This is a genomic window from Kribbella sp. NPDC054772 (assembly GCF_053611945.1).
On sequence record NZ_JBSHBJ010000002.1, the window covers coordinates 257,453 to 280,555 of the forward strand.

General features: G+C 68.5%; 21 protein-coding genes. 5 read left to right on the forward strand and 16 right to left on the reverse strand.

Features of this window, described 5'->3' with window-relative positions; all coding sequences use genetic code 11:
* The first annotated feature begins 103 nt into the window (after positions 1 to 103).
* The gene (locus ACWGID_RS04100) at positions 104 to 607 is read left to right on the forward strand and encodes a hypothetical protein (protein WP_452194235.1); all 504 of its coding nucleotides are present in this window, start codon (positions 104 to 106) and stop codon (positions 605 to 607) included.
* Here the strand turns inward: ACWGID_RS04100 and ACWGID_RS04105 are convergent.
* Positions 598 to 1,410, reverse strand: coding sequence for a metal-dependent hydrolase (locus ACWGID_RS04105; RefSeq protein WP_452194237.1), 813 nt, complete (start codon positions 1,408 to 1,410; stop codon positions 598 to 600). The two genes, ACWGID_RS04100 and ACWGID_RS04105, sit on opposite strands and share 10 nt — an antisense overlap.
* Before the next feature lie 173 nt (positions 1,411 to 1,583).
* Between ACWGID_RS04105 and argG the strand changes: the two genes are divergently transcribed.
* Positions 1,584 to 3,017 (forward strand): argininosuccinate synthase, encoded by a 1,434-nt coding sequence (argG, locus tag ACWGID_RS04110; RefSeq protein ID WP_452194238.1) that lies wholly within the window; start codon positions 1,584 to 1,586, stop codon positions 3,015 to 3,017.
* 49 nt (positions 3,018 to 3,066) lie between these two features.
* Here the strand turns inward: argG and paaE are convergent, their stop codons facing one another.
* Genes paaE through paaA form a run of 5 tightly spaced genes read right to left on the reverse strand, consistent with a single transcriptional unit; the run spans position 3,067 to position 6,546 of the window.
* A complete protein-coding gene (paaE, locus tag ACWGID_RS04115) occupies positions 3,067 to 4,152 on the reverse strand; it encodes a 1,2-phenylacetyl-CoA epoxidase subunit PaaE (protein WP_452194240.1) in 1,086 nt (361 codons plus the stop codon).
* Complete coding sequence (paaD, locus tag ACWGID_RS04120; RefSeq protein WP_452194242.1) at positions 4,153 to 4,620, reverse strand: 1,2-phenylacetyl-CoA epoxidase subunit PaaD; 468 nt, start codon at positions 4,618 to 4,620, stop codon at positions 4,153 to 4,155.
* On the reverse strand, positions 4,614 to 5,348 hold the full coding sequence (gene paaC, locus ACWGID_RS04125; RefSeq protein ID WP_452194244.1) for a 1,2-phenylacetyl-CoA epoxidase subunit PaaC: 735 nt from the start codon (positions 5,346 to 5,348) through the stop codon (positions 4,614 to 4,616). Before paaC ends, paaD begins: the two co-directional genes overlap by 7 nt.
* Positions 5,345 to 5,626 (reverse strand): 1,2-phenylacetyl-CoA epoxidase subunit PaaB, encoded by a 282-nt coding sequence (gene paaB, locus ACWGID_RS04130; RefSeq protein ID WP_387773068.1) that lies wholly within the window; start codon positions 5,624 to 5,626, stop codon positions 5,345 to 5,347. Before paaB ends, paaC begins: the two co-directional genes overlap by 4 nt.
* Positions 5,623 to 6,546 carry a 1,2-phenylacetyl-CoA epoxidase subunit PaaA gene (paaA, locus tag ACWGID_RS04135; RefSeq protein WP_452194247.1) on the reverse strand — a complete coding sequence of 308 codons (924 nt, stop codon included), beginning with the start codon at positions 6,544 to 6,546 and terminating at the stop codon, positions 5,623 to 5,625. Before paaA ends, paaB begins: the two co-directional genes overlap by 4 nt.
* 164 nt (positions 6,547 to 6,710) lie before the next feature.
* Here paaA and ACWGID_RS04140 point away from each other — a divergent pair, with 164 nt between their 5' ends.
* The 3 genes from ACWGID_RS04140 (at position 6,711) to ACWGID_RS04150 (ending at position 10,407) form a co-directional block, all read left to right on the forward strand.
* Positions 6,711 to 7,901: a DUF418 domain-containing protein gene (locus ACWGID_RS04140; protein ID WP_452194249.1), complete on the forward strand. Its 1,191-nt coding sequence runs from the start codon at positions 6,711 to 6,713 to the stop codon at positions 7,899 to 7,901.
* Positions 7,902 to 7,955: 54 nt separating this feature from the next.
* On the forward strand, positions 7,956 to 8,567 hold the full coding sequence (locus ACWGID_RS04145) for a GNAT family N-acetyltransferase (RefSeq protein WP_452194251.1): 612 nt from the start codon (positions 7,956 to 7,958) through the stop codon (positions 8,565 to 8,567).
* 127 nt (positions 8,568 to 8,694) lie between these two features.
* Positions 8,695 to 10,407 (forward strand): alpha/beta hydrolase, encoded by a 1,713-nt coding sequence (locus ACWGID_RS04150; RefSeq protein WP_452194252.1) that lies wholly within the window; start codon positions 8,695 to 8,697, stop codon positions 10,405 to 10,407.
* A gap of 413 nt (positions 10,408 to 10,820) precedes the next feature.
* On the opposite strand, the gene ACWGID_RS04155 is transcribed toward ACWGID_RS04150, so the two are convergent.
* The 10 genes from ACWGID_RS04155 to ACWGID_RS04200 form a co-directional block, all read right to left on the reverse strand.
* Positions 10,821 to 13,334: an ATP-binding protein gene (locus ACWGID_RS04155; protein ID WP_452194254.1), complete on the reverse strand. Its 2,514-nt coding sequence runs from the start codon at positions 13,332 to 13,334 to the stop codon at positions 10,821 to 10,823.
* Positions 13,335 to 13,468: 134 nt separating this feature from the next.
* Positions 13,469 to 13,912 (reverse strand): hypothetical protein, encoded by a 444-nt coding sequence (locus ACWGID_RS04160; RefSeq protein ID WP_452194256.1) that lies wholly within the window; start codon positions 13,910 to 13,912, stop codon positions 13,469 to 13,471.
* Position 13,913: 1 nt separating this feature from the next.
* Entirely contained in the window at positions 13,914 to 14,660 is a 747-nt protein-coding gene (dapB, locus tag ACWGID_RS04165; protein WP_452194258.1) for a 4-hydroxy-tetrahydrodipicolinate reductase, read from the reverse strand.
* 58 nt (positions 14,661 to 14,718) lie between these two features.
* On the reverse strand, positions 14,719 to 16,548 hold the full coding sequence (locus ACWGID_RS04170) for a hypothetical protein (RefSeq protein ID WP_452194260.1): 1,830 nt from the start codon (positions 16,546 to 16,548) through the stop codon (positions 14,719 to 14,721).
* Between the two features lie 29 nt (positions 16,549 to 16,577).
* Positions 16,578 to 17,594 carry an ABC transporter ATP-binding protein gene (locus tag ACWGID_RS04175; RefSeq protein ID WP_452194261.1) on the reverse strand — a complete coding sequence of 339 codons (1,017 nt, stop codon included), beginning with the start codon at positions 17,592 to 17,594 and terminating at the stop codon, positions 16,578 to 16,580.
* Entirely contained in the window at positions 17,594 to 18,592 is a 999-nt protein-coding gene (locus tag ACWGID_RS04180; RefSeq protein WP_452194262.1) for an ABC transporter ATP-binding protein, read from the reverse strand. The genes ACWGID_RS04175 and ACWGID_RS04180 overlap by 1 nt, the downstream gene beginning before the upstream one ends.
* Entirely contained in the window at positions 18,589 to 19,482 is an 894-nt protein-coding gene (locus ACWGID_RS04185) for an ABC transporter permease (protein ID WP_452194263.1), read from the reverse strand. The genes ACWGID_RS04180 and ACWGID_RS04185 overlap by 4 nt, the downstream gene beginning before the upstream one ends.
* Positions 19,475 to 20,401 (reverse strand): ABC transporter permease, encoded by a 927-nt coding sequence (locus ACWGID_RS04190; RefSeq protein ID WP_452194265.1) that lies wholly within the window; start codon positions 20,399 to 20,401, stop codon positions 19,475 to 19,477. The genes ACWGID_RS04185 and ACWGID_RS04190 overlap by 8 nt, the downstream gene beginning before the upstream one ends.
* The gene (locus tag ACWGID_RS04195; protein WP_452194267.1) at positions 20,398 to 21,978 is read right to left on the reverse strand and encodes a peptide ABC transporter substrate-binding protein; all 1,581 of its coding nucleotides are present in this window, start codon (positions 21,976 to 21,978) and stop codon (positions 20,398 to 20,400) included. Before ACWGID_RS04195 ends, ACWGID_RS04190 begins: the two co-directional genes overlap by 4 nt.
* 292 nt (positions 21,979 to 22,270) lie before the next feature.
* On the reverse strand, positions 22,271 to 23,053 hold the full coding sequence (locus tag ACWGID_RS04200) for a polysaccharide pyruvyl transferase family protein (protein WP_452194268.1): 783 nt from the start codon (positions 23,051 to 23,053) through the stop codon (positions 22,271 to 22,273).
* Positions 23,054 to 23,103: the final 50 nt, after the last annotated feature.

Sequence of the window (23,103 nt, forward strand, 5' to 3'; positions counted from 1 at the left end):
CCAGCAAAAAAGTCCGGAAAAACTTCTGCAAATACTCTGGGTGATGAAACGAGTGCTCTGTGTCGATAAATCGGTGACTTTCGAGACCGCTAGGGTCATCCGCGTGTCGACATCTACTAAGCCTCCAGCAGCGCAGCAGAGCCTCACCATCATCTGCGCAGCGATGGCAGGCGCGATCCCGATGATCACCCTGGTGCTGTGGTTCGTGCTCGCCACCGACGGGACCGGCGAGTTCCCAGCGACGTGGGCGCCGCTCGTGGTGCTGGCTGCAGCCGCCGCCGCGTACACGTTCTGCGAGCTGGCCGGCTTCCGTACGCCCGCGCTCGAGCACTCCGGTCGCCCCGCCGCCGAGATCGAGGCCGAGTCGTGGCGGCGGTTCACGGCGTCGACGTTCACCCGGTTCGCACTGTGCGAGGGCGTGTTCCTGGTCTCGGTCGCGCTGGCATTCGTCGTACAGAGTTTCTGGGTGGTGCTGATCGGAGCCGTGCTCGCGCTGCCGCTGGCCCTCCTGGAGGTGTGGCCGAGCGCGCGGAACCAGCAGCGCTTCGCCGCGTCACTCGAGTCGCGGGGCGTTCCGTCGTACCTGGGTGGGCGGCTTCAGGACTGACCGGCGATCCAGACCGAGGTCGCGTCGAAGAACCGCTGGACCACCTGGAGAGCGCCAGGCAGGAGCAGTACGGCGCCGACGCCCAGGAGCGGGACGATGACCAGGTGCTCGACCCAACTGCCCGTGCGGAATCGCAACAACCTCGGCAGGCGGATCTCGTACCAGGTCTCGCCCGCGATCGGGAGCGGCCACAACCAGGGGCAGCCCGCGCGCGTCAGGCTGTCGCCGAGACAATGCACGAACATGCCCAGCGCGACGGACACTCCGATCCAGCCGCCGATCTGGGTCAGACCTGTTTGTAGAGCGTCAGCAGCCGCGGTTCCCGGGAGCGCCGTACCTGCGCCGGTGGTGCTGACCACAGACCAGCCGGCGGCCCCGAGTACGGCGAGCACGATCCAGTCTCCGAGCGCGTCGGCCGCGAGCACCAGTCCGGTCAGCGCGACCGCCAGTACGGCCCATTTGCCGCGGTCACCGAGGCTCGCCGCGAGCATGCCGAGCAGAATCGCCGCGACGAGCGTGTGGGTCGCGTGGCGGTGCTTACCGGTGCTGTCCTCGTCACGTGGGCCCTTGGTGACGTTGTAGAGGACACCGGAGAAGGCCCGGACCGCTCCGGACACCAGCCGGGTCACCAGCCCGAGCAGCCGGGAGGCACTCGCGCCCGGATGATCCAGGTCGGGCACCAACGCGTACCCGGCCGTGGCCGCCGCGAACGGCACCACTTCCGCTATCGAGGTCAGCCCGACCAACGGCGCCACCGCCAGCCCGGCACACCACCCCGACAACGCATGCGACCGCCCCATCATCGGCGCCTCACTCCCCTCACTCGACCCACATCCTCCCCCATCCACCCCACCCGTCACACCAGCCACCCACTCCTTGAGCCCCACCACCCGCAATCGGCGGCGAGATTCGGTTGGTGGGGGCACAAGGACGAGGCGGCTTTGCATAATCATGCAGGGTGATGCATACTCTTCCTGTGTCCAAGGTGCTTACTTCTTTGCCGGTCGGTGAGCGGGTCGGGATTGCCTTCTCGGGTGGTCTCGACACGTCGGTTGCGGTTGCGTGGATGCGGGACAAGGGTGCGATCCCGTGCACGTACACCGCTGATCTCGGGCAGGCCGACGAGCCTGACATCGAGTCGGTGCCGGGCCGCGCCACGGCGTACGGGGCGGAAATCACCCGCCTGGTCGACTGCCGTACGGCGATGGTCGAGGAAGGTCTCGCGGCGCTGGCCTGTGGCGCCTTCCACATCCGGTCGGGCGGCCGGACGTACTTCAACACCACCCCGATCGGGCGGGCCGTGACCGGCACGCTGCTGGTCCGGGCGATGCTCGACGACGACGTCCAGATCTGGGGCGACGGGTCGACGTTCAAGGGCAACGACATCGAGCGGTTCTACCGCTACGGCCTGCTCGCGAACCCGCAGCTGCGGATCTACAAGCCGTGGCTGGACGCGCAGTTCGTGCACGAGCTGGGTGGCCGCAAGGAGATGTCGGAGTGGCTGGTCGCGCACGGCCTGCAGTACCGCGACAGCACCGAGAAGGCGTACTCCACCGACGCGAACATCTGGGGCGCGACGCACGAGGCGAAGACCCTCGAGCACCTCGACACCGGACTCGAGACCGTCGACCCGATCATGGGCGTGAAGCACTGGGACCCGTCGGTCGAGATCGCCGCTGAGGACGTCACGCTCGGGTTCGAGCAGGGCCGGCCGGTGACGATCAACGGCAAGGAGTTCGGCTCCGCGGTCGACCTGGTGCTGGAGGCCAACACAATCGGCGGCCGGCACGGGCTGGGGATGTCGGACCAGATCGAGAACCGGGTCATCGAGGCGAAGTCCCGGGGTATCTACGAGGCCCCCGGGATGGCGCTGCTGCACGCCGGGTACGAGCGGCTGGTGAACGCGATCCACAACGAGGACACGCTGGCCAGCTACCACACCGAGGGCCGCAAGCTCGGCCGGCTGATGTACGAAGGTCGTTGGCTCGACCCACAGTCGCTGATGATCCGGGAGTCCCTGCAGCGCTGGGTCGGTACGGCGGTCACCGGTGAGGTCACGCTGCGGCTGCGGCGCGGCGAGGACTACTCGATCCTCGACACCACCGGTCCGGCGCTCAGCTACCACCCGGACAAGCTGTCGATGGAGCGGATCGAGGACTCGGCGTTCGGCCCGGTCGACCGGATCGGCCAGCTGACCATGCGGAACCTGGACATCGCCGACTCGCGCTCGAAGCTCGAGCAGTACGCCGGCCTCGGGATGTTCGGCTCCTCGAACCCGGCGCTGGCGTCCTCCACCGACCTGATCGGCGAGCTGCCGACCGGCGGCGCCGAGGCGATCGCCTCCCGCGGCGAGGCCACCGAGGAGGACGAACTCCTCGACCGCGCCGCCATGGAGGCCGGCACCGACTGAGACCCGCACAAGAACAGCCGGCCTCCTTCAGGTGGGAGGCCGGCTGTTCTTATGCGTCGTAGTCGAGCGTGACGGTCGGCGTGGTCGGGTGGGACTGGCAGGTGAGGACGTAGCCGGCGCGGATCTCGTCGGGCTCGAGGGCCCAGTTCGTGTCCATCCGGACGCTGCCGTCGAGGACCTTGGCCCGGCAGGTGCCGCAGACGCCACCTTTGCAGGCGAAGGGAGCGTCGGAGCGGACCGCGAGCGTCGCGTCGAGGACGGCCTTGGCGTGCTCGGACAGCGCGAACGTGGAGCGACGGCCGTCGAGGATGATCGTGACCTGCGCGGCGTCCTCGTCCGTCGCCGACTCCTCGACCGGTGCTTGAGGGGCCTCGTCGCCGACATGGAAGAGCTCGGCGTGCACGTGTTCGCGGGCAACACCCTCGCCCAGCAGGAGTTCCTGAGCGCCGACGACCATCGCGTACGGACCGCAGAGGAACCATTCGTCGACCGAGTCCAGCGGGAGGATGGTCGCGAACATCCGCTGCAACCGGTCCCCGTCGATGCGGCCGCTGAAGAGCTCCACCTCGGTCGTCTCGCGCGACAAGACGTGCACCAGGTGGAAGCGTTCGGCGTACCGGTCCTTCAGGTCGGCGAGCTCGTCGGCGAACATCACCGAACCGGCGGTGCGGTTGCCGTAGAGCAGCGTGACGCGGCTCGCCGGCTCGACCGACAGGATCGTCGCGACCAGCGACAGTACTGGCGTGATCCCGCTCCCCGCGGCGACGAACGCGTAGTGCTTCGCATTGGCCGGATCAAGCGTCGTCCCGAAGCGGCCGAGCGGCGTCATCACCTCGAGCTCGTCACCGATCCGCAGTTCCTTCGCGGCGTACGACGAGAAGTCGCCGCCCGGGATCCGTTTCACCCCGATCCGCAGTACGCCCGATCCCTCCGCCGAGCAGATCGAGTAACTCCGGCGGACCTCTTCCCCGGTACGGCGGATCGTCAGGTGCTGCCCGGCGGTGAACTCGTACTCCCCCGCCAGCTCCGGCGGTACGGCGAACGTGATCGCGACCGAGTCGTCGGTGATCGCATCGATCGCCACCACCTTCAACGGATGGAACGTCGCGCGCCGCCGGGGAGCCATCGTGGTCATCTAGATCGCCTTGAAGTGGTCGAAGGGTTCGCGGCAGGAGTTGCACCGCCAGAGCGACTTGCACGAGGTGGACCCGAACCGGCTGAGCTCGCTCGTGTCGAGCGACCCACACAGCGGGCAGCGCACGCTCAGGCTCACCATCACCGGCCCCGTGCCGGTCGGCGGCGCGATGCCGTACTCCGTGAGTTTGGCCTTCCCCACCTCGCTCATCCACTCGGTCGTCCACGCCGGAGACAGAACCGTCTCGACGCGGCCGTCGACACCCAGATGGTTCAGCGTCAGCTCGACCTCGTGACGGATCAGATCCATCGCCGGGCAACCCGAGTACGTAGGCGTGATCGTCACGACCACCTCGTCGCCTTCGTGGCGCACCCCGCGCAGGACACCGAGGTCGGCGATCGTCAGCACCGGCACCTCGGGGTCCGTGACCTCACCGACCGCCTCGAACACCGCCGCATCGGTCACCATGTCGCACCTGGATGCGAACGGGCCACGTGCTGCATCTCGGCGAGGAGGTAGCCCATGTGCTCGGTATGGCGTCCTTCGCGGCCGCCGCTGTGCTGGTACGCCGACGTCGGCCGCTCACACGTCGACTCGTCCACGACCGCCAGCACGCGCTGCAGCCAGGCCTCCTGGAGAGTCGACGGATCGACAGCGACCGGCAACCGCCGCACCAGCTCGTCGGACTCGAACATCTCCCCCGTGTACGGCCACAGCGCGTCCAGCCCGGCCTGCATCCGCCGGTGGCTCTCGTCCGTCCCGTCACCGAGGCGCAGCACCCACTGCGTCGCGTGGTCGACGTGGTACGCGACCTCCTTGACCGCCTTCCCCGCCACGCCGGCCAGCGTCTCGTCGGTGCCGGACCGCAACTCGTCGTACAACAGGTGCTGGTACGTCGCGAAGTACAGCAACCGGGCCATCGCGAAGCCGAAGTCGCCGTTCGGGAACTCGCAGATCTGCAGGTTCAGGAAGTCGCGCTCGTCACGGAAGTAGGCGAGCTCGTCCTCGGTGCGGCCGTCGAGCGAGCCGGCGTACTGCAGCAGCGACCGGGCCTGTCCGAGCTGGTCGAGCCCGATGTTGCCGAGCGCAACGTCTTCCTCGAGCTGCGGCGCGGACGCGATCCACTCGGCCGTCCGCTGCGCCGCGATCAGCGCGTCGTCGGCGAGCCGGAGCGTGTAGGCGGACAGGTCGTTCACAGGTGCTCGACGCCTTCCGGGACCTCGTAGAACGTCGGATGCCGGTACACCTTGTCGGCGGCCGGGTCGAAGAACTCGTCCTTCTCGTCCGGGCTCGACGCGGTGATGTCCGCGGCCCGCACCACCCAGATCGACACGCCTTCCTGGCGGCGGGTGTACACGTCCCGCGCGTTCCGCAACGCCATCGTCGCGTCGGGCGCGTGCAGACTCCCGACGTGCGTGTGCGACAGCCCGCGGCGCGACCGCACGAAAACTTCCCACAGCGGCTCGACACTCATGCGGCACCAGCCTTCAAAGCTTGCTTCGACGCATAAGCAGCCGCCGCCTCTCGCACCCACGCGCCGTCCTCGTGCGCCTGGACCCGGCGCGCCAACCGCTGCTGGTTGCACGGACCGTTGCCCTTGACAACTTCATACAGCTCCGCATAGTCCGGCTCGGTGAACCGGTAGTGCCCCGTCGAGGCGTCGTACGACAACCCGTCGTCCGGAACCCGGATCCCCAGTACGTCGGCCTGCGGGACGGTCATGTCGACGAAACGCTGCCGCAGTTCGTCGTTGCTGTGCCGCTTGATGCCCCACGCCATCGACTGCTCGGAGTGCGTGGACGCGGAGTCCGGCGGGCCGAACATCATCAGCGACGGCCACCACCAGCGGTTCAGCGCGTCCTGCGCCATCGCCTTCTGCCCGGGCGTGCCGTTGCACAGCGTGTGCAGGATCTCGAAGCCCTGCCGCTGGTGGAACGACTCCTCCTTGCAGACCCGGACCATCGCCCGCGCGTACGGCCCGTAGGAGCAGCGGCACAGCGGCACCTGGTTGACGATCGCGGCGCCGTCGACCAGCCAGCCGATCGCGCCGATGTCGGCCCAGGTGAGGGTCGGGTAGTTGAAGATGCTGGAGTACTTCTGCTTCCCGCTGTGCAGCAGGTCGAGCAGGTCCGCGCGGTCCACGCCGAGCGTCTCCGCGGCGGCGTACAGGTAGAGACCGTGGCCGGCCTCGTCCTGCACCTTGGCCATCAGGATCGCCTTGCGGCGCAGCGACGGCGCGCGGCTGATCCAGTTGCCCTCGGGCTGCATGCCGATGATCTCGGAGTGCGCGTGCTGCGCGATCTGCCGGATCAGGGTCTTGCGGTACCCCTCCGGCATCGCGTCCCGCGGCTCGATCCGGCCGTCGGCGTCGATGGTCGCCTGGAAGCTGTCCATACCCCCAGCATATGTGACACTTTTTCTCAGAATCAACAGAAACTGTCACAAAGGTGGATCTGGACCTACCCCGCGAAGTGGGGGTGACGCACTGGGGCGCCGGGCCGGGCGGCGCGAGGATTCTGTTATCCGTTCAAGGGCTTAACAGTTTCCCGGAGGACCCCGTGACCACCACCCTTACCGCCGCCCCGGCCGTCGACCACCGCGGTCCGGTCACCGGCCGCGAGCGCGCGCTGGCGCCGGACCTGATCCGCGGCGCGATGCTGCTGCTGATCGGGCTCGCGAACAGCGCCAACTTCGCCTTCGCCGGCCAGCCCGGCCTGGAGAGCGCGCCGCACGGCTTCGAGCGCATCCTGAACTTCCTCAAGCTGACCCTCGTCGACGCCCGCGCCTACCCGGTGTTCGCGGTGATGTTCGGCTACGGCCTGGTCCAGCTGGCCCGGCGGCAGCGGTCCGCGGGCGCCACCCCCGGCGCCGTACGGCGGATCCTGCTCAAGCGCAACGCCTGGCTGGTCGCCTTCGGACTGGCGCACGCGACGCTGCTGTACTTCGGTGACTTCCTCGGCGCGTACGGCGTCGTCGGCATCCTCTGCACCCTGTTCCTGCTCAACCGCAGCGACAAGTTCCACCGGATCGTCTTCGTGATCTGGGCGCTGATGGCGGTCGAGGCCGTCGCGTTCGGGGCCAAGGCCGTGCTCGCCATCGTCAACAACTCCGGTCCCGCGCAGCCGTTGACCAACTCCCCCAACCCGTCCCTCGGCGCGACCTCCTACTTCGCGAGCATGGTCGACCGGCTGCACGAGTACCCGATGCACGCGGCCAGCGTGCTGGGTGTCACCGTCATCGTCTGGCTGGGCATCTGGGCAGCCCGCAAGCAGATCCTGGAGAACCCGGGCGCGCACAAGACCCTGCTGAAGTCGGTCGCCGCCGGCGGGCTCGGGCTGACCGTCCTCGGTGGTCTGCCGCTCGCGCTGGTCGGCGCCGGCTGGCTGCACGTCGGCAAGGCCGCTGTCGATGCCCTGGGCACCCTTTCGCACGTCAGCGGGATGTTCGGCGGTCCTGGGTACGTCGCTCTGTTCGCGCTGCTGGTCACCCGGATCAAGAAGCAGTCGCTCCCGGTCCGCGCGATCTCCGCGCTCGGCCAGCGGTCGCTGTCCGGGTATCTGTTCCAGTCGGTTGCGTGGACGGTGCTGCTGGCCCCGTTCATGCTGGACCTGCGGTTCGGCAGCACGGCGTACACCGCGGCGCTGGTGGCGATCGGCGTCTGGATCATCTCGGTGCTCGGGTCGTACGCGATGAGCCGCCGTTCCTACCGCGGCCCAGCCGAGACGCTGCTCCGCAAGCTCGTCTACTGAAGCTCTTTGAGGGTGGGGAAAAGGGCAGCGGAGGGGTTTGGGAGGATGGCGGGCATGAGTGACTTCGGCGTTCCGGAACCCGCCAACCTCTCGGATCTGTCCGGCGCGTCCGGCGACTCCCCGGTGGCCGACACGAGCGTCCGCCTCGCCCTTCCGGCGGAGGCGAACGAGATCGGCGAGATCCAGGTCGCGGCCTGGCGGACGTCGTACGCCGGACTGCTTCCCGCCGACGTCCTCGCCGACCTGAACCCGGCGCAGTTCGCGGCCCAGTGGCGGGCCGCGTTGCTCGCGCCGGGTGAGGCACGCAACCGGGTGATGGTCGCGCTGGCCGGCCGCACGCTGGTCGGGTTCGCGGCCATCACGCCGTCGGACGACCCGGACGCCGACGCGCAGCGGGACGCGTTGATCGCCGAGCTCGCGGTCAGCCCCGAGGCGACCCGCGCCGGCCACGGGTCCCGGCTGCTGAACGCGGTCGTCGACACGATCCGCGCCGACGGCTTCGGCCGCGTGACGGTCTGGGTCAACTCCACCGACGACGTACTGCGGGCCTTCTACACCGAAGCCGGGTGGGCTCCCGACGGCGCCCACCGCGAGCTCGATCTGTACGGCGACGAGTCGGTCCGGATCAAGCAGATCCGCCTGCACACGGACCCCGGCACCGAGTAGCTCCCGCAGTACCAGCGCCCTAGCAGGCTCGTGAACGGCGACGAGCCGGGGGTGGTGCTCGACCGCGCGTGGGTGGCATGACAGATTGTCACGGTCCGATCACGCAAGGCCATCCGCTGGAGTCTGCATGAAGTACCTCACCCTGGCCGTCGGCCTAGGGCTTTCCGCAGTCGCCGTCCTCGTCGTCCCCGGCTCGGGCGCGACCGCGTCGATGAACGCGACGACCGTCGTCGACGCACCGCACCAGGTCGCGAACAAGTACCTGGACCAGAAACCGCAGTGGATCCCCTGCGGTGACACCGAGCTCCGCACGTACTGCACGAAGATCACCGTCCCGCGTGACTGGGCCAACCAGTACACCGCGAAGGACCTGCAGATCGCGGTCAGCAAGGTCGCGCCGGCCAAGGGCAACAAGCCGAGCCGGGTCGTGTTCGGCAACCCGGGCGGGCCCGGTGGTGCCGGCCTCGGAATGGCGCCGTACCTGGCCAGTCAGGCGGCGCTCGCGAAGGACCACCTCGCCGTCGGCTTCGACCCTCGGGGCACGGGAGGCAGCTCGAACGTCAGCTGCGACGGCAGCCCGGGCTACACGATGGACGCCCGCGACCGCGACCCCGCGAACCGCGACCTGATCTCCGAGGCGTCCGAGATGGCCCAGCAGTACTGCGACCGCCAGTCGCGCGGCCTGCTCCCCTACATCACCACGGCGCAGACCGTGCAGGACATGGACCTGATCCGGCGGCTGCTCGGCTTCGACACCATCGACTACGTCGGGTACTCCGGCGGCACCTGGCTCGGCGCTTACTACCAGACCTACTTCCCCGAGCACGTCGGCCGCTTCGTCCTCGACTCGAACACGGACTTCACCAGGACCTGGCTGGACACCTTCGCCGGCCAGCCGCAGGCGTTCGAGCGCCGGTTCCGCGAGGACTTCGCGACCTGGGCGGCGAAGTACGACGACCAGCTGCACCTCGGATCGTCACCCGGTGCGGTCGTCCGTGCCTACGAACGGTTACGACGGTCGCTGAAGGAGCGGCCGGCCACCGAGGAGTTCATGGACGCCGGGGTCCAGGTCACCTATGACCAGAACACCTTGGACCAGATGGTCACCGAGGATATGTACTCGAAGCTCGACTTCCATTCCCTGGCGGTCGACCTGGCATTTCTCCGCGACCTTTCCGCGGCCCAGGAACACGGCGGTCCGCAGGCCGCGCAGCGGCGCGTCGACGCGCTCTCGACGGCCCGCCAGCGGCAGCTCGTGCAGCGCGCGAACCGTTCCCCGGTCGGCCTGCGAATGCTCGGAGCGGACGACGCCGAGGACGCCACCTTCACCGCGATCACCTGCAACGACACCGCCTGGCCGCAGGGCCGTGAGTACGGCGAGCAGCTCGCCGCCCGCCTCGGTCCGCACTACCCGCTGGTCGGCTGGACGATGACCGAGAACCCGTGCTTCTACTGGGACCGCCCGAACCTCACGATGCCGACACCGACCGGCAAAGGCTTGCCCACAACGCTGATGGTGCAGTCTTTGCACGACCCGGCCACCAACTACGGCCTCGCCACCGCGGCCCACAGCAGGTACGCCGGCTCGCGGCTGCTCACCGTCACGGGCGAAGGTGACCACGGCGTCTACGGCGGCGTGAACAAGTGCGCGGACCGGATCGTCAACACGTTCCTCACCACCGGGGTCGCACCGGCCAAGGACGCCAGTTGCCGCGGCGAGGGGATCCCGGCACCGGACCGCGAGCAGCCCGGACTCGGGGACACGACCGGCTACGCGCACGGTGCTCCTTTACGAAAGATCGCCGGATTCACAAAAGCTATTTCCGGATATCTGCCGTGACGAGCGTTTGAATCCTGCCGCGTATTCTCCTACGCACCGAAAGAATCCGGTCACCGTCGGCGAAAATGGCCTGGCGCTTTCGTTGTCAGGACAAATTTGTCAGGGCGATGTCAGGGTTGCGTCCCTGTGCGACGCTGCGTGATCACGGCAACCTTGATTCAGCGCGGAGGAACCGGCCGTCGACCGGGAGGGCTCGATGACGGTGCCGTCGCCGACGTGGCTTCGGCCGGCGGTGGGGTGGGGGGACTGCCTGGGGGGTCAGACAGAGGACACAGCCGGCCGGGTCACATTTCTCGAACCGCGCCTTCAGATCCCTCGCGGGGCATCGTCGATCCCCCAGGTCGTGGTGCTCCGCGAGGCAGGCGTCCGACCAGGATCGGCGCCCGGATCGGCTGCACGGACCGGAATCGGCCTCAGAGCGGATCGCGGGTCCAGCCCGCGGCGGGTGTCGAGCCAGGTGGCGGATAGCCGTCGGCGACCGCCGCCAGTGGTGCGGCCCGACCTGCCGACCAGGCGACCCGGAACTCCCGTCGTTCGAGCGACGCTTCGACCGCGGCTCGGGTGGCGTCGCAGTCGGCCTTCTCGATCGCAGGTACCGGTGCCTGGATGACCTCGCGGACCCCGTCCGCGGCCCCGAGCAGGAACGCGGCGTACTCGCTGCGGCCGCGGTGCTGGGCGACCGCCGCCAGTTCCTCGAGCACGCTGGCCGACCGCCACCGGTCGCCGAGATCGCGGTGCTCGGCCAGGCTCTCGTCGAGCAGGTGTACGGCGCGTTCGGTCAGGCCGCGGCGGCGTTCGATGATGCCGAGCTGGTTGAGCGACCAGGCGACGCCCTCGCGGTAGCCGAGCCGCTGCGCGAGCGCGAGGGCCTCCTGCAGGAGATCCTCGGCCTCGACGAGCTCACCGCCGTACTGCGCGATCGCGCCCAGGCTGATCAGGGACCAGGCGAGGCCCTCGCCGTCGCCGACCACCCGGAAGCTGTCGCGGGCGCGCCGGCAGCGCCGGGCGCCGACCTCGAGATCGCCACGCAGCCAGGCGACCAGGCCGAGGTGATTGTGCGCCGACGCCATCCCGGCCCGGTCGCCGAGGCTCTCATACAGGTCGTAGCTCTCGCAGTGCAGATCCTCCGCGGTCTCGTAGTCGCCGCGCTCGCGGGCGACTCCGCCGAGGCGTTGCAGCACCTGCGCCGTTCCCACCTTGTCGCCGAGGTCCTTGTACTGCTGCAGGGCGGCCTGCAGCCGTTCGGTCGCCACGTCGTACTCGCACTGGAGGAAGGCAAGCGTTCCGGCCCCCAGGTTCGCTTTGGCGCAGGCGTCGGACAGGTCGGCCATCACGTCGGACGGCGTCGCGTCGCCGAGCGCCAGGGCCCGCTCCAGCCATCGGCTGCCCTCGGCGTAATGCCCGCGCAGGTAGCAGAACTGCCAGAGCCCGCTCGCCAGGCGCAGGGCCTGGGCGACCGAGTTGGTCCGCAGCGCCCACGCCATCGCGGACCGCAGGTTGTCGAGTTCGCGCTCCAGCCGCTCGAGCCACTCCCCCTGCCGTGGACCGCGCAGGTGCTCCTCGGACTCCTCGGCCAGTCGCAGGAAGAACTGCGCGTGCCGGCCGGATGCCTCCTCGGCGTGACCCGCGGTCCGCAGCCGCTCGTTGGCGAACTCGCGGATGACGGCGAGCATGTGGTATCGCGCGACGCCGCCCCGCCGGATGACCCGGATCAGCGACTTGTCCGCGAGCCGTCCGATCAGGTCGACCGCCTCGGCGCGCTCCGCAGGCCCCGGATCGGTCTGCCCGGACATCACCGTGGCCGCCGCGTTCAGCGTCCACCCGCCGACGAAGACCGACAGCTGCGCGAACACGTCGCGCTCGGCCGGGGTCAGCAGCGCGTGGCTCCATTCGATCGCGCCGTACATCGAGGCCTGGCGTGGCGTCGCGGTGCGCGAGCCACCGGCCAGGATGGTGAACGATGTCTCCAGCTCGGTGGCGAGTTCCTCGATCGTCATCACGTTGGTCCGGGCCGCGGCCAGCTCGATCGCGAGCGGCATGCCCTCCAGCCGGCGTACCACTCGCGCGACCTGGTCCAGCTCGCCGGTCGGGTCGTAGCCGCGCGCGCTGGCCCGCTCGACGAACAGCCGGACCGCCCCGGACGATTCCAGCTCGTCGTCGTGCGGCAGTCCGAGCGCGGGTACGACGTACACGCTCTCCCCCGGCAGTCGCAGGAGCTCGCGACTGGACGCCAGGATCGACAGGTTCGGGCAGTACTCGAGCAGGGCGGCGCAGACCTGGCCGACCGTCGCGACCACGTGCGAGCAGTTGTCGAACGTCAGCAGCATCGTGCCGCGGCCGATCCGCTCGGCGATCTCCTCGACCAGCCGGGTGCTCTCCATCGGGTGCAGGCCGAGCGACGCCGCGATCGCCGGTACGACGGCCGACGAGTCGGTCAACGTCGCGAGCGGCACCCAGCAGACGCCGTCCGGGAACGCGTCGGCGACCTCGGCCACCACCGCCATCGTGAGGCGCGTCTTGCCGACGCCGCCCGGGCCGGTCAAGGTGAGCAAACGAGTGATTCGCTGGCCCAGCACGCGACTCGCCGCGGTCAGCTCGGTCGTCCGCCCGATCAGTTCGTTGGTCGGTGCCGGCGGTTGCCGCATCGGCGGGCGGCCGGGGTCGGCCTCCTGGCGGGCCGCCGCGGTGAGCAGCGACAGGTCGGGCTCGCGGAGTCGCAGCGCGTCCGCGAGCAGGCGCAGTGTATGCGCTCGCGGTGCACGCCGGCGTCCGCGTTCCAAGGCCGCGATCGCGTCGACGCTCAGACCGGCGAGTTCCGCCAGCGCCTCCTGCGACAGCCCGGCCTCCCGCCGATGCCGTCGCAACAAGCCGCCGAACCCGTCCACCTGCACGTCGTCCGAGCCGCGGCGAGACCCGTCTGATGGCACAGGACGGCCCCACCCAGTCTCCGACCTGTACGTGGCGGCTGCCACGTACCTTCCGCACCGAAGGTATCCCGTCCGGCCACGCATTGTCAGTCATCTCGGCCCGTTCCCAGCGAACTCGCAGGGAACTCACCGGATCAGGACGGGGCGCCGTGCTGCCCGATCGCCTTCCGCATCGTCTCCCGCGCGCGCTTGCGGTCCCCCGCGGCGTCGTACGCCGTCGACAGCCGGAACCACACCCGCCAGTCCACGGGCGAGGCCTCGGCCTCGGCGCGGTACCTCCCGAAGGCCTCGTCCGCGGCCGCCCGCTCGACCTGTCCGGACGGCCGGCGCGGCAGATCGTCGACCGGCAGCCCACCGGCTGCCTCCAGCTCACGCGCCAGTACTTCGGTCTGCCGGCCGAACTGGATCTCGCGCCAGACCAGGTACGCGCCCACCAGCGGGATGACCAGGACCGCGAGCCCGAGCACGACAGGGACCGGCGTACCGACCCGGATCAGCAGGACGCCACGCCAGCCGATCAACCCGGCGTACGCGACGAACACCGCCGCCAGGACGAACGCGGTCCTTTTAGCGGTCATCTCAGGCTAGATCCATGAAGTTCTCGAGGCCGACGGTCAGGCCGGGGGCGGTGCCGATGCTGCGGACGCCGAGCAGAACGCCGGCCATGAACGAGACCCGGGCCATCGAGTCGTGCCGGATCGTCAGCGTCTCGCCCTCGTCGCCGAACAGCACCTCCTGGTGCGCGATCAGGCCACGCAACCGGACGCCGTGCACCCGGATGCCGTCGACATCCGCGCCGCGGGCCCCGTCGAGCGCGGTCGTGGTCGCGTCCGGGATCGGTCCGGCGCCGGCCTCCCGGCGGGCGGCCGCCACGAGCTCCGCCGTACGACGGGCCGTGCCGGAGGGAGCGTCCACCTTGTCCGGGTGGTGCAGCTCGATGATCTCGACGGACTCGTAGTACCGCGCGGCCTGCGCGGCGAACCGCATCATCAGCACGGCGCCGATCGAGAAGTTCGGGGCGATCAGGACGCCGGTGCCCGGGTTCGCGGCGAGCTGCGACTGCAGCGTGGCCAGGCGCTCGTCGTCGAAACCGGTCGTGCCGACGACCGCGTGGATGCCGTGCTCGATGCACCAGGCGAGGTTGTCCATCACGACCTCGGGCCGGGTGAAGTCGACCACGACCTCGGCGCCGGCCTGCGTGAGCGCGGCGAGATCGTCACCCTGGTCGAGCCGCGCGACCAGCTCACAGTCGGCGGCCTCCTCGACCGCGAGGCACGTCTGAGCGCCCATCCTGCCTTTGGCCCCCAGCACACCGACCTTGATCATGCGCAACCTTCCCGTCCCGAACGTCTGTCTGCCGCCTGTCCGATCGAGAGACAGGATCTCATCCGGCCGCCGGAGCGGGGCGCTCGCCCTTCGGTATCCACACCTGCAGACCGATCGTCTGCCGCGCCGGCGCGAGTTGCTCGTAGTCCGCGTGGAAGTCCAGGCCGCAGGTGTGCAGCGCGTTGATCTCCAGGTCCGAGATCTCCCGGTTCAGGATGATCAGCGGCGGGCGGCCGCCGTCCCACGGGCGACCCTTGCGGCAGACCTCTTCGATCCCGGCCGCGGTCCGTTCACGTTCCAGTGGTGCGATCCAGGCCTCGCCGACCGGCCGGCCACCGAGCATCAGCACCAGCCCGGCCATCTTGTCGAAGGCCAGCATCGGCCGACCGCTCGGCTCGGTGTACGGGCGCAGGTCGTTGGCGAGCCGACTGAAGTTCTGCTCGGCGGGCGGCGACAGGCGCAGGCCCTGCAACGCGGGCAGCGTCGCGGGCGCGGTCAACTGCGAGTGCCCGACCGAGCGGTACGGGTAGCGGAACAGACCCGTGTACGCGATCGTCGCCGTCACCACGAGCGAGCCCATCAGCACGAGCCCGAGCGTGGCGCGCGCGGCGATCGGCGTAGCCCAGATCCCGGTCAGCACAGCGATCATGACCGCGGCCCATGCGGCGAACCCGTTGAAGCCGATCGTGTACAGGGGCGTGTTGGTCCCGAACGCCTGCACGAGCGGCAGCAGCACGAGCAGCGCGAGGATGATCCAGGTCCGCAGGTTCTCCCGGCTCAGACGCGAACAGTCCGTCACACCGAAGTGACCCGCGAGCACCGCGCCGACGGCAGCCACCACCGCGACCAGTACGGCGGCCAGCAGCGTCTCGGCGTACATCGCGGTGTGCTGGGAGCCACCGAGTGCGCCGTCGTGGACGATCACCCGGCGTACCGACAGAGCGAGCGCGACCACGGCGAGTACGGCGGCGGCGATGCGGAGCCAGCGCCAGCGGGCGATGACGGCCAGCGCGGTCGCGACCAGGAGAAGGCCGTGCGCGAACAATGTCCGCCCGAGCAACTTCATCGTGCTCGTCCAGTAGAGCTGCAGCAGTTCGGCCGGCGAGTACGACGTACCCGCGATGAACTTGTTGACGGTCAGGATCCCGGGTACCGCGACGTTCAGCCGGACGACGAACAGCTGGACGACGAGCGCCGCCAGCGCGAGTCCACCGAGCGCGAAAAGGATGCCGCGGGCAACGGACCGCCGGCCCTGCCCAGCCAGTACGACGATCGCGGTGATCACGATCAGCCCGATCACCACGACCGAGGTCCACTTCGCCAGCACCATCGCGCCGATCACCAGACCGGCCGCGACGAACACCCAGAACGGCGCCGGGCGACCGCGATCGACAGCGGTCGCCATCCAGAGCACGCAGGAGACCAGGGTCAGCGCGCCGAGCAGGACCACGTCGTTGTAGCCAGGAGACTTCGGCAGCCAGCTGTAACACATACCGCCCGCGGCGAGAATGACCGCCATCCCGGCCAGCTCCCACAGCTTCGTCGGCGGCATGCCCGGCCGTCGGCCGCGCAGCCACCGCATGAAGCTGTAACCGAAGCCCAGATGGACGAGCACCACGGTCACCAGCCGGAACACCCGGAGCGCGACGATGTTGTACCCGAACCACTCGAAAACCGGTCCGTACAGGTACTGCACGCCCGTCAACGCGAGCGGGTTGCTGTCCCACCACCGGTACGAGAGCAGGTAATAGCCCTCGTCGGTGATGTCGAACCCCTCGCGGGCGGCCCGGGCGGCGGTGATGATCCACCAGACGGCCAGGCCACCGGCGATCGCGATCACCCCGACGAGCAGCACGAAACGTCTACCCGCCGGCGAAACCGTACTCACGGCCGCAACCCTAGGCCATCACTCGACAGCTATCCCGCGCGCTGCTCTTTCACACCGGCCGAGTAGGCGTTCTGCGCATCTTCCGCGAAGTGGCACGAAACGGTCTGACCGGACCCGATCTCCCGGAGCACGGGGATGTCCGTGCTGCACTTCGCCTCCGCCCGCAGGCACCGGGTGTGGAACCGGCAACCCGACGGCGGCGACACCGGCGACGGTGGGTCACCGGCCAGCACGATCCGCTCCCGGCCTTGCCGAGCCAGACCGGGCTCGGCGGACAGCAGCGCCTGCGTGTACGGATGCGCGGGGACGTCGTACACCTGCTGGTGCTCGCCCAGCTCGGCGACCTTGCCGAGGTACATCACCGCGACCCGGTCGGAGACGTGCCGGACCACGGACAGGTCGTGCGCGACGAAGATGATGCTCAGGCCGAGCTCGCGCTGCAGCCGCATCAACAGGTTCACCACCTGCGCCTGCACCGACAGGTCCAGCGCCGACACCGGCTCGTCACACAGCAGTACGTCGGGATTCAGCGCGATCGCCCGCGCGATCCCGATCCGCTGCCGCTGACCGCCGGAGAACTGGTGCGGGAACTTCGTCTCGTCCTCGGGCCGCAGACCGACCATCTCGAGCAGCTCCCGGACCCGGGACCGGATGTCGATCCCCTTCGCGACGTCCGGGTGCACCTCGAACGGCTCGGCGACGATCTCGCCGACCCGCATCCGCGGGTTCAGGCTGGAGTACGGGTCCTGGAACACGACCTGCACGTTCCGCCGCCAGCGCCGCAGCTCGCGACCCCGCAGCTTGCTGACATCGACACCGCCGTACGCGATCTGTCCCGACGTCGGCTTCTCGAGCGCCGCGAGCAGCCGGACCAGCGTCGACTTCCCGCAACCGGACTCACCAACGATGCCGAGCGACTCGCCCTTGCGCAGCGTCAGGTCGACACCGTCCACCGCGCGGACCAGAGTCTTGGCGCCGAAGTTCAGCGCCGGGCTGATGTCGTAGTGCTTCTGGACATCCGTTGCCACCAGCAACTCTTCCGGCATCAGACCGCCTCCTTCGCCTCGAGCGTCGTACGCCGGATGCACGCGGCATCACGCCCCGGTCCCACGGTGAGCAACGGCGGCACCTCGGTGGCGCAGTCGTCGATCGCGATCGGGCACCGGGGCCGGAACGCGCACCCGGACGGGATCGCCCGCAGCGACGGCGGCGTTCCCGGAATGGTCGGTAGCTCCCGGCCCTTCAGGTCGGCCGAAGGCATCGAGCCGAGCAGGCCTTCGGTGTACGGGTGCACGGGATGTTCCAGCGCTGCCGACGTCGCGGCCCGCTCGACCACGTGACCGGCGTACATCACCACGACGTTGTCGGCGACGTCCGAGACCACGCCGAGGTCGTGGGTGATCAGTACGACCCCCATGTCCCGCTCGGCCTGCAGCTCCGCGATCAGTTCCAGGATCTGCGCCTGCACCGTCACGTCGAGCGCCGTGGTCGGCTCGTCCGCGATCAGTACGTCGGGATCGAGCGCGAGCGCCATCGCCAGCATGACGCGCTGCCGCATACCGCCGGAGAACTCGTGCGGATAGTCCCGCACCCGTTTCGCCGCGGCCGGGATCCGCACCTGGTCGAGCATCTCCGCGGCACGCTTCATCGCGTCCTGCTTCGACAGCCCGCGGTGCACCCGGTAGCACTCGGCGATCTGGGTCCCGACCGACTGCACCGGGTTCAGCGCCGACAGCGAGTCCTGGAACACCATCGTGATCCGGTCGCCGACGATCTTGCGCCGCTCCTTGGTGGTCATCGAGATCAGGTCCGCACCGCGGTACTCCGCCGTACCGGACACGATCCGGCCGGGCGGCATCTCCAGGATCCCGGTCAGCGCCTGGGTCGAGACACTCTTGCCCGACCCCGACTCCCCCAGGATCGCCAACGTCTCCCCGGCCCGAACCTGCCAGGACACCCCGTCGACGGCCCTGACCGCACCCCGGGGAGTGTCGAACTCCACGGAGAGGTCTTCGACCTTGAGCAGTACTTCGCCAATACTCATCGCATCAACTTCGGGTCGAGGGCGTCCCGGATGGAGTCGCCGATGATCATGAACGAGATCGTCATCGTGGAGATGAACAACGCCGGCCAGATGAACAGGTGCGGGGTCTCCCGCAAGGAGGCGGCCACGCCGAACTGCGATCCCCACGAGATCGACGGCGGTTGCAGGCCGACTCCGAGGAACGTCAGCGAGGCCTCCAGACCGATCAGACCACCGATGCCGAGCGTCGTCATCGCGAGCAGCGGCGCCATCGCGTTCGGGAACACGTGCTTGCGCAGGATTCGCAACGGCGGCGCACCAATCGATCGCGCAGCCAGAACGTACTCACGATTGCGCACCGAGAACACCGTGGATCGCATGATTCGCATCCCCTGCGGCCACCCGGTGACCAAGATGATCGCGACGATGATCCAGATGCTCCGGTTCGGCACCGAGTTCAGGATCACGATCAGCGCGATCAGCCCTGGCAGGGCGAACAGGACATCGGCGACTCGTGAGATGACGGTGTCCACCAGCCCAGGGAAGTATCCGGCGAGCAATCCGAGCAACCCGGCGACGACGAAGCCGCCGAGCCCCGCTACCAGGCTGACCAGCACCGACGGCCGCGCGCCGTAAATGACGTTGGCCAGATAGTCGCAGCCCTGGATGTCGAAGCCGAACGGGTGCCCGGGCTCGCGCCCGTGCTGGCTCTTGGCGAGCTCGCAGAACCGCGGGTCCACCGAAGTGAACACCCGCGGCACCGCGGCCATCAGGAAGAAGGCCAGCACGAGTAGCAGACAGATGTCGAACTGCGGTTTGCGCAGCAGCGCAACGAGCAGCTCGCGGTTGGACAGTGTCCGGCCTTCGAGGTCCTGTGACTCGGCCCCGAAAACCTGCTGGGTCTCAGACATTACGCACCCTCGGATCGATCGCGCCGTATACAACGTCGACGACCAGGTTGATGAGGATGAACATCAGGAACGCCAGCGTGGACAGCAGCATCACGACGCCACCTTCCTTCAGCTTGATCGCCTGGAACATGAACTGGCCAAGGCCTGGCAGGTTGAAGATGCTCTCTGCCAGCACCGCACCGGCGAAGATCCCGGCCACATCGATGCCCATCAGCGTCACCATCGGCAGGAGCGCGTTCGGCAACACGTGATGCCAGAGGATCCGCTGCTCCAGCAGTCCCTTGGCTCGCGCGGTCTTGACGAAGTCCGCGTTGGCGGTATCGACGATCGAGGTCCGCGTCAGACGCGCCAAGCCGGCGAAGGCCGTGACGCCGATGCAGAGCGCCGGCAGCAAGTAGGACAGCGGCCAGCCGTCACGGATCCCTGACACCGGAAGCCACTTCAATTGGACACCGAACAGGTACTGGCCGGTGAAGTACAGCACCAGGCCGGGCACCGCCAGCACGATAAGTGTTGCCAGCAGCAACAGCCGGTCAACGACGCCGTTGCGGCGGAATCCGGCGTACAGGCCGAACAGCAGACCGAACACCCACTGGAAAACGAGACTCATCGACGCCAGCTTCAGCGTCACCGGGATGCGCAGGCTCAGCTGGTCGGCGATGTCCGCGCCAGCGAACGTGGTCCCGAAATGCCCGGTGAAGATGTCCTTCATGCTGAGCAGGTACTGAACGATGAACGGGTCGTCCAGGTGGAACTGAGCCCGCTTGGCGGCCAGCACCGCGGCCGGGATCGGTTTGTCTCCGGCCAGCTCCCGCAGGGGGTCTCCGGGCATCGCGAAGACGAGCGCGAAGACCCCCAGCGTGACGATCAGGCCGATCGGAATCGCCGCGAGGATGCGGCGCAGAATGAAGCGAATCACTTGAAAGTTGCCCAGAGCGCCGAGACACCGACGTACTTCGAGACTCGCGGCTCGATCTTCTGCGAGTGCAGGTACGCGTTCGACTTGGTGTACAGCGGGATCAGCGGCATGTCCTCGAGCGCGATGTCCTCCGCCTGCTGGTAGAGCGTGATCGCCTTCTCCGGGTCCGGTTCGGCGTCGCCCTTGGCCAGGACGGCGTCCAGCGCCGGGTTGGCGTAGCCGGAGAAGTTCGCGTCACCGTTGGACTTGAACATCGGCGTCAGGTAGTCCTCGATCGAGGGGTAGTCGTGACCCCAGCCGCTGAACCGCAGACCGTCCAGCTTGCGGCTGTCGGCCAGCTCGGTGATCTCCGAGCTCTGCTTGCCGGTGTACTTCACCTGCAGGCCGAGGTTCTGCCGCAGCATGTTGCCGATCGCCTCGGCGAAGATCTGGCCGGTCGCCGACGTGGTGCTGTAGTTGATGTTCAGCACGCCGGAGAAGCCGCCGGCCGCAGCCAGGTCCGCCTTCGCCTTGGTGGCGTCGAAGTCGCAGTACTTGCAGGCGTTGTCGCGGTAGCCCTTCATGTCCGGCGCGACCAGGCCCTTGGCGGGCTCGGACAGGCCGACCAGGTCGGCGAACGCCTTGCGGTCGATCGCCTCCGAGAACGCGTGCCGCAGCTTCGGGTTCTTGAACCGGGCGTCCCACGCCGGGAAGACCAGGTAGTTGGCGCCCGAGCTGACGCTGGTCACCCACTGGTCCGGTGCGTCGGTCTTGAAGCTCTTGACCTTGGTCGACGGGACGTCGACGAAGTCGATGTTGCCGGCCAGGAACTCGTTGTACGCCGTGTCCGCGTTCGGGATGAACCGGTACGTGATGGCGTCGGCCTGCGGCGCGGGGCCGGCCTTGTAGCCGTCCCACTTGGCCAGCTTGATGTCGTCACCGGCGTTCCAGTCGGCGGCCAGCTTGTACGGGCCGTTGCCGATCGGCTTGCGCTTGTAGGCGTCCGGGTTCTTCCGCACCTCTTCGGGCAGCGGCGCCAGACCCAGGTACTGCAGGGTCAGGCCGAACTGCGAGAACGGCACCTTGAGCTTCACCGTGAAGGTCAGGTCGTCGACCTGCTTCAGGCCGCTCAGCGTCTTCACCGCGGTCGGCTTCGGCGTGGCGCCGTCCGCCGTCGGCGGGTTCAGCGCGTCGTACCCGTCGACCTTGGAGAAGAAGCCGTTGTTCTTCCAGGCGTTCGAGCCCTCGGCGGTCATGTTCCAGCTGTCGACGTAGTCCTTGGCGGTGATCGCCTGGCCGTTCTGGAACGTGTTGCCGGCCTTGAGCTTGATCGTCCAGGTCTGGCTGGTCTTGTCCGGCGTGACCGAGTCGGCCATCACGTTCTGCAGCTTGCCGGTCTCCGGATCGGTGGTCACCAGCGGGGCGAAGATCGCCATCGAGACCCCGATACCCGGGGTGCTGTTGTCGTTCAATGGGTTGATGTACTCCAGCGGGTCGGCCGCCATCGCGATGACCTCGCTCTTGGTGCCAGAGCCGCCTCCACTGCTGCTCTTGCCGTCTCCACAAGAGGCGAGCACCAGCGCAAGGCCAAGTGCCACCCCCACAACCCCACTCAGACGTCGCACGGTCAAACCAACTTCCTCGGCGGGAGGGCCGCTAAGCGGACGGAACAAGCGTCATGGTGGCTGGTCGAAACTGCGCATGTCAACGTTGTCAGACACAAATCCACCCCTCGACACGTAGGAGTTATCATCCAAGACCTCAGATGACCTGCCCGGCTCGGCCACCGGCATCGCCTGAGGAGTCGAGATCAGCAGCGAAGTCATCAGACGTCATGGCAGCGGTATCGATTGCGCTCTGTGCGCACAAACGCGCAATCGGGAACGTCGATCAGTGCGGGAAGGCCTTGATCAAGCGTTCCGTGATCGTCGGCAGATCGGCGGCACGGCGGTACCGGCGATCCACCTCGGCGACGACCGATCGCGTGTCACCCGAGAGCACATCGGGCAGAGACAAGGCAATCCGCCGGTCGGGGTCGTCGAAGGCCGAATAGTAGTCGCGGAACTTGTTCGGCCCGCCGATCCGCTCGTCGTCACTGAAAGCGACGTACGCGTTGGGGGTCCCTACACTGTCCGCGACTACTAGGCCGTGAAGGCTTGAGGACAGGACGAACTGACACCGCGCGACGTGCTGCACGACCGTGGGCGGTGGCCCGGTCGCATCGATGACAGTCACGCCCGGCCAATTGCGCAACTCAGCAACGGCCGGCCGCTCGGCGTCCAGAAAGTGTGGGACAACCCCGAGCAGATACTCCTTGCGCGGGGACCCCTTGAGCAGGACGTGGGCCAGCAGACCTGGGTCCCCTAGGGCGACGTCTGCTTCCAGGTCCGTGACTCTCGACCTGGTCAGCTTGCCACGCAGCGCCGCGACTCCGAACTCCTCGGCCGCAATCAGCCCGCTCGTCTCCCAGATCATGCCGCAGCCCCATAGCACCGGACGATTCTTGCCTTTGAACGCCATCAGCATCTCGATGACGGAGCCGGTCCCCGCGATCTCGCAGGCGTCAGGCTCGGCCCAGACCGCCCGCCGACCGAACAGCGCGTCGAGCAGGTACGGCCCGAGTTCGTCGCCGAAATTGCCCCAGTCGTGTGATCGCGGCCGCCACCAGTACATACGCAGCGGCGCTCGGGGATGTGAGGTCGGCAAAGTTACACTCCAGTCAT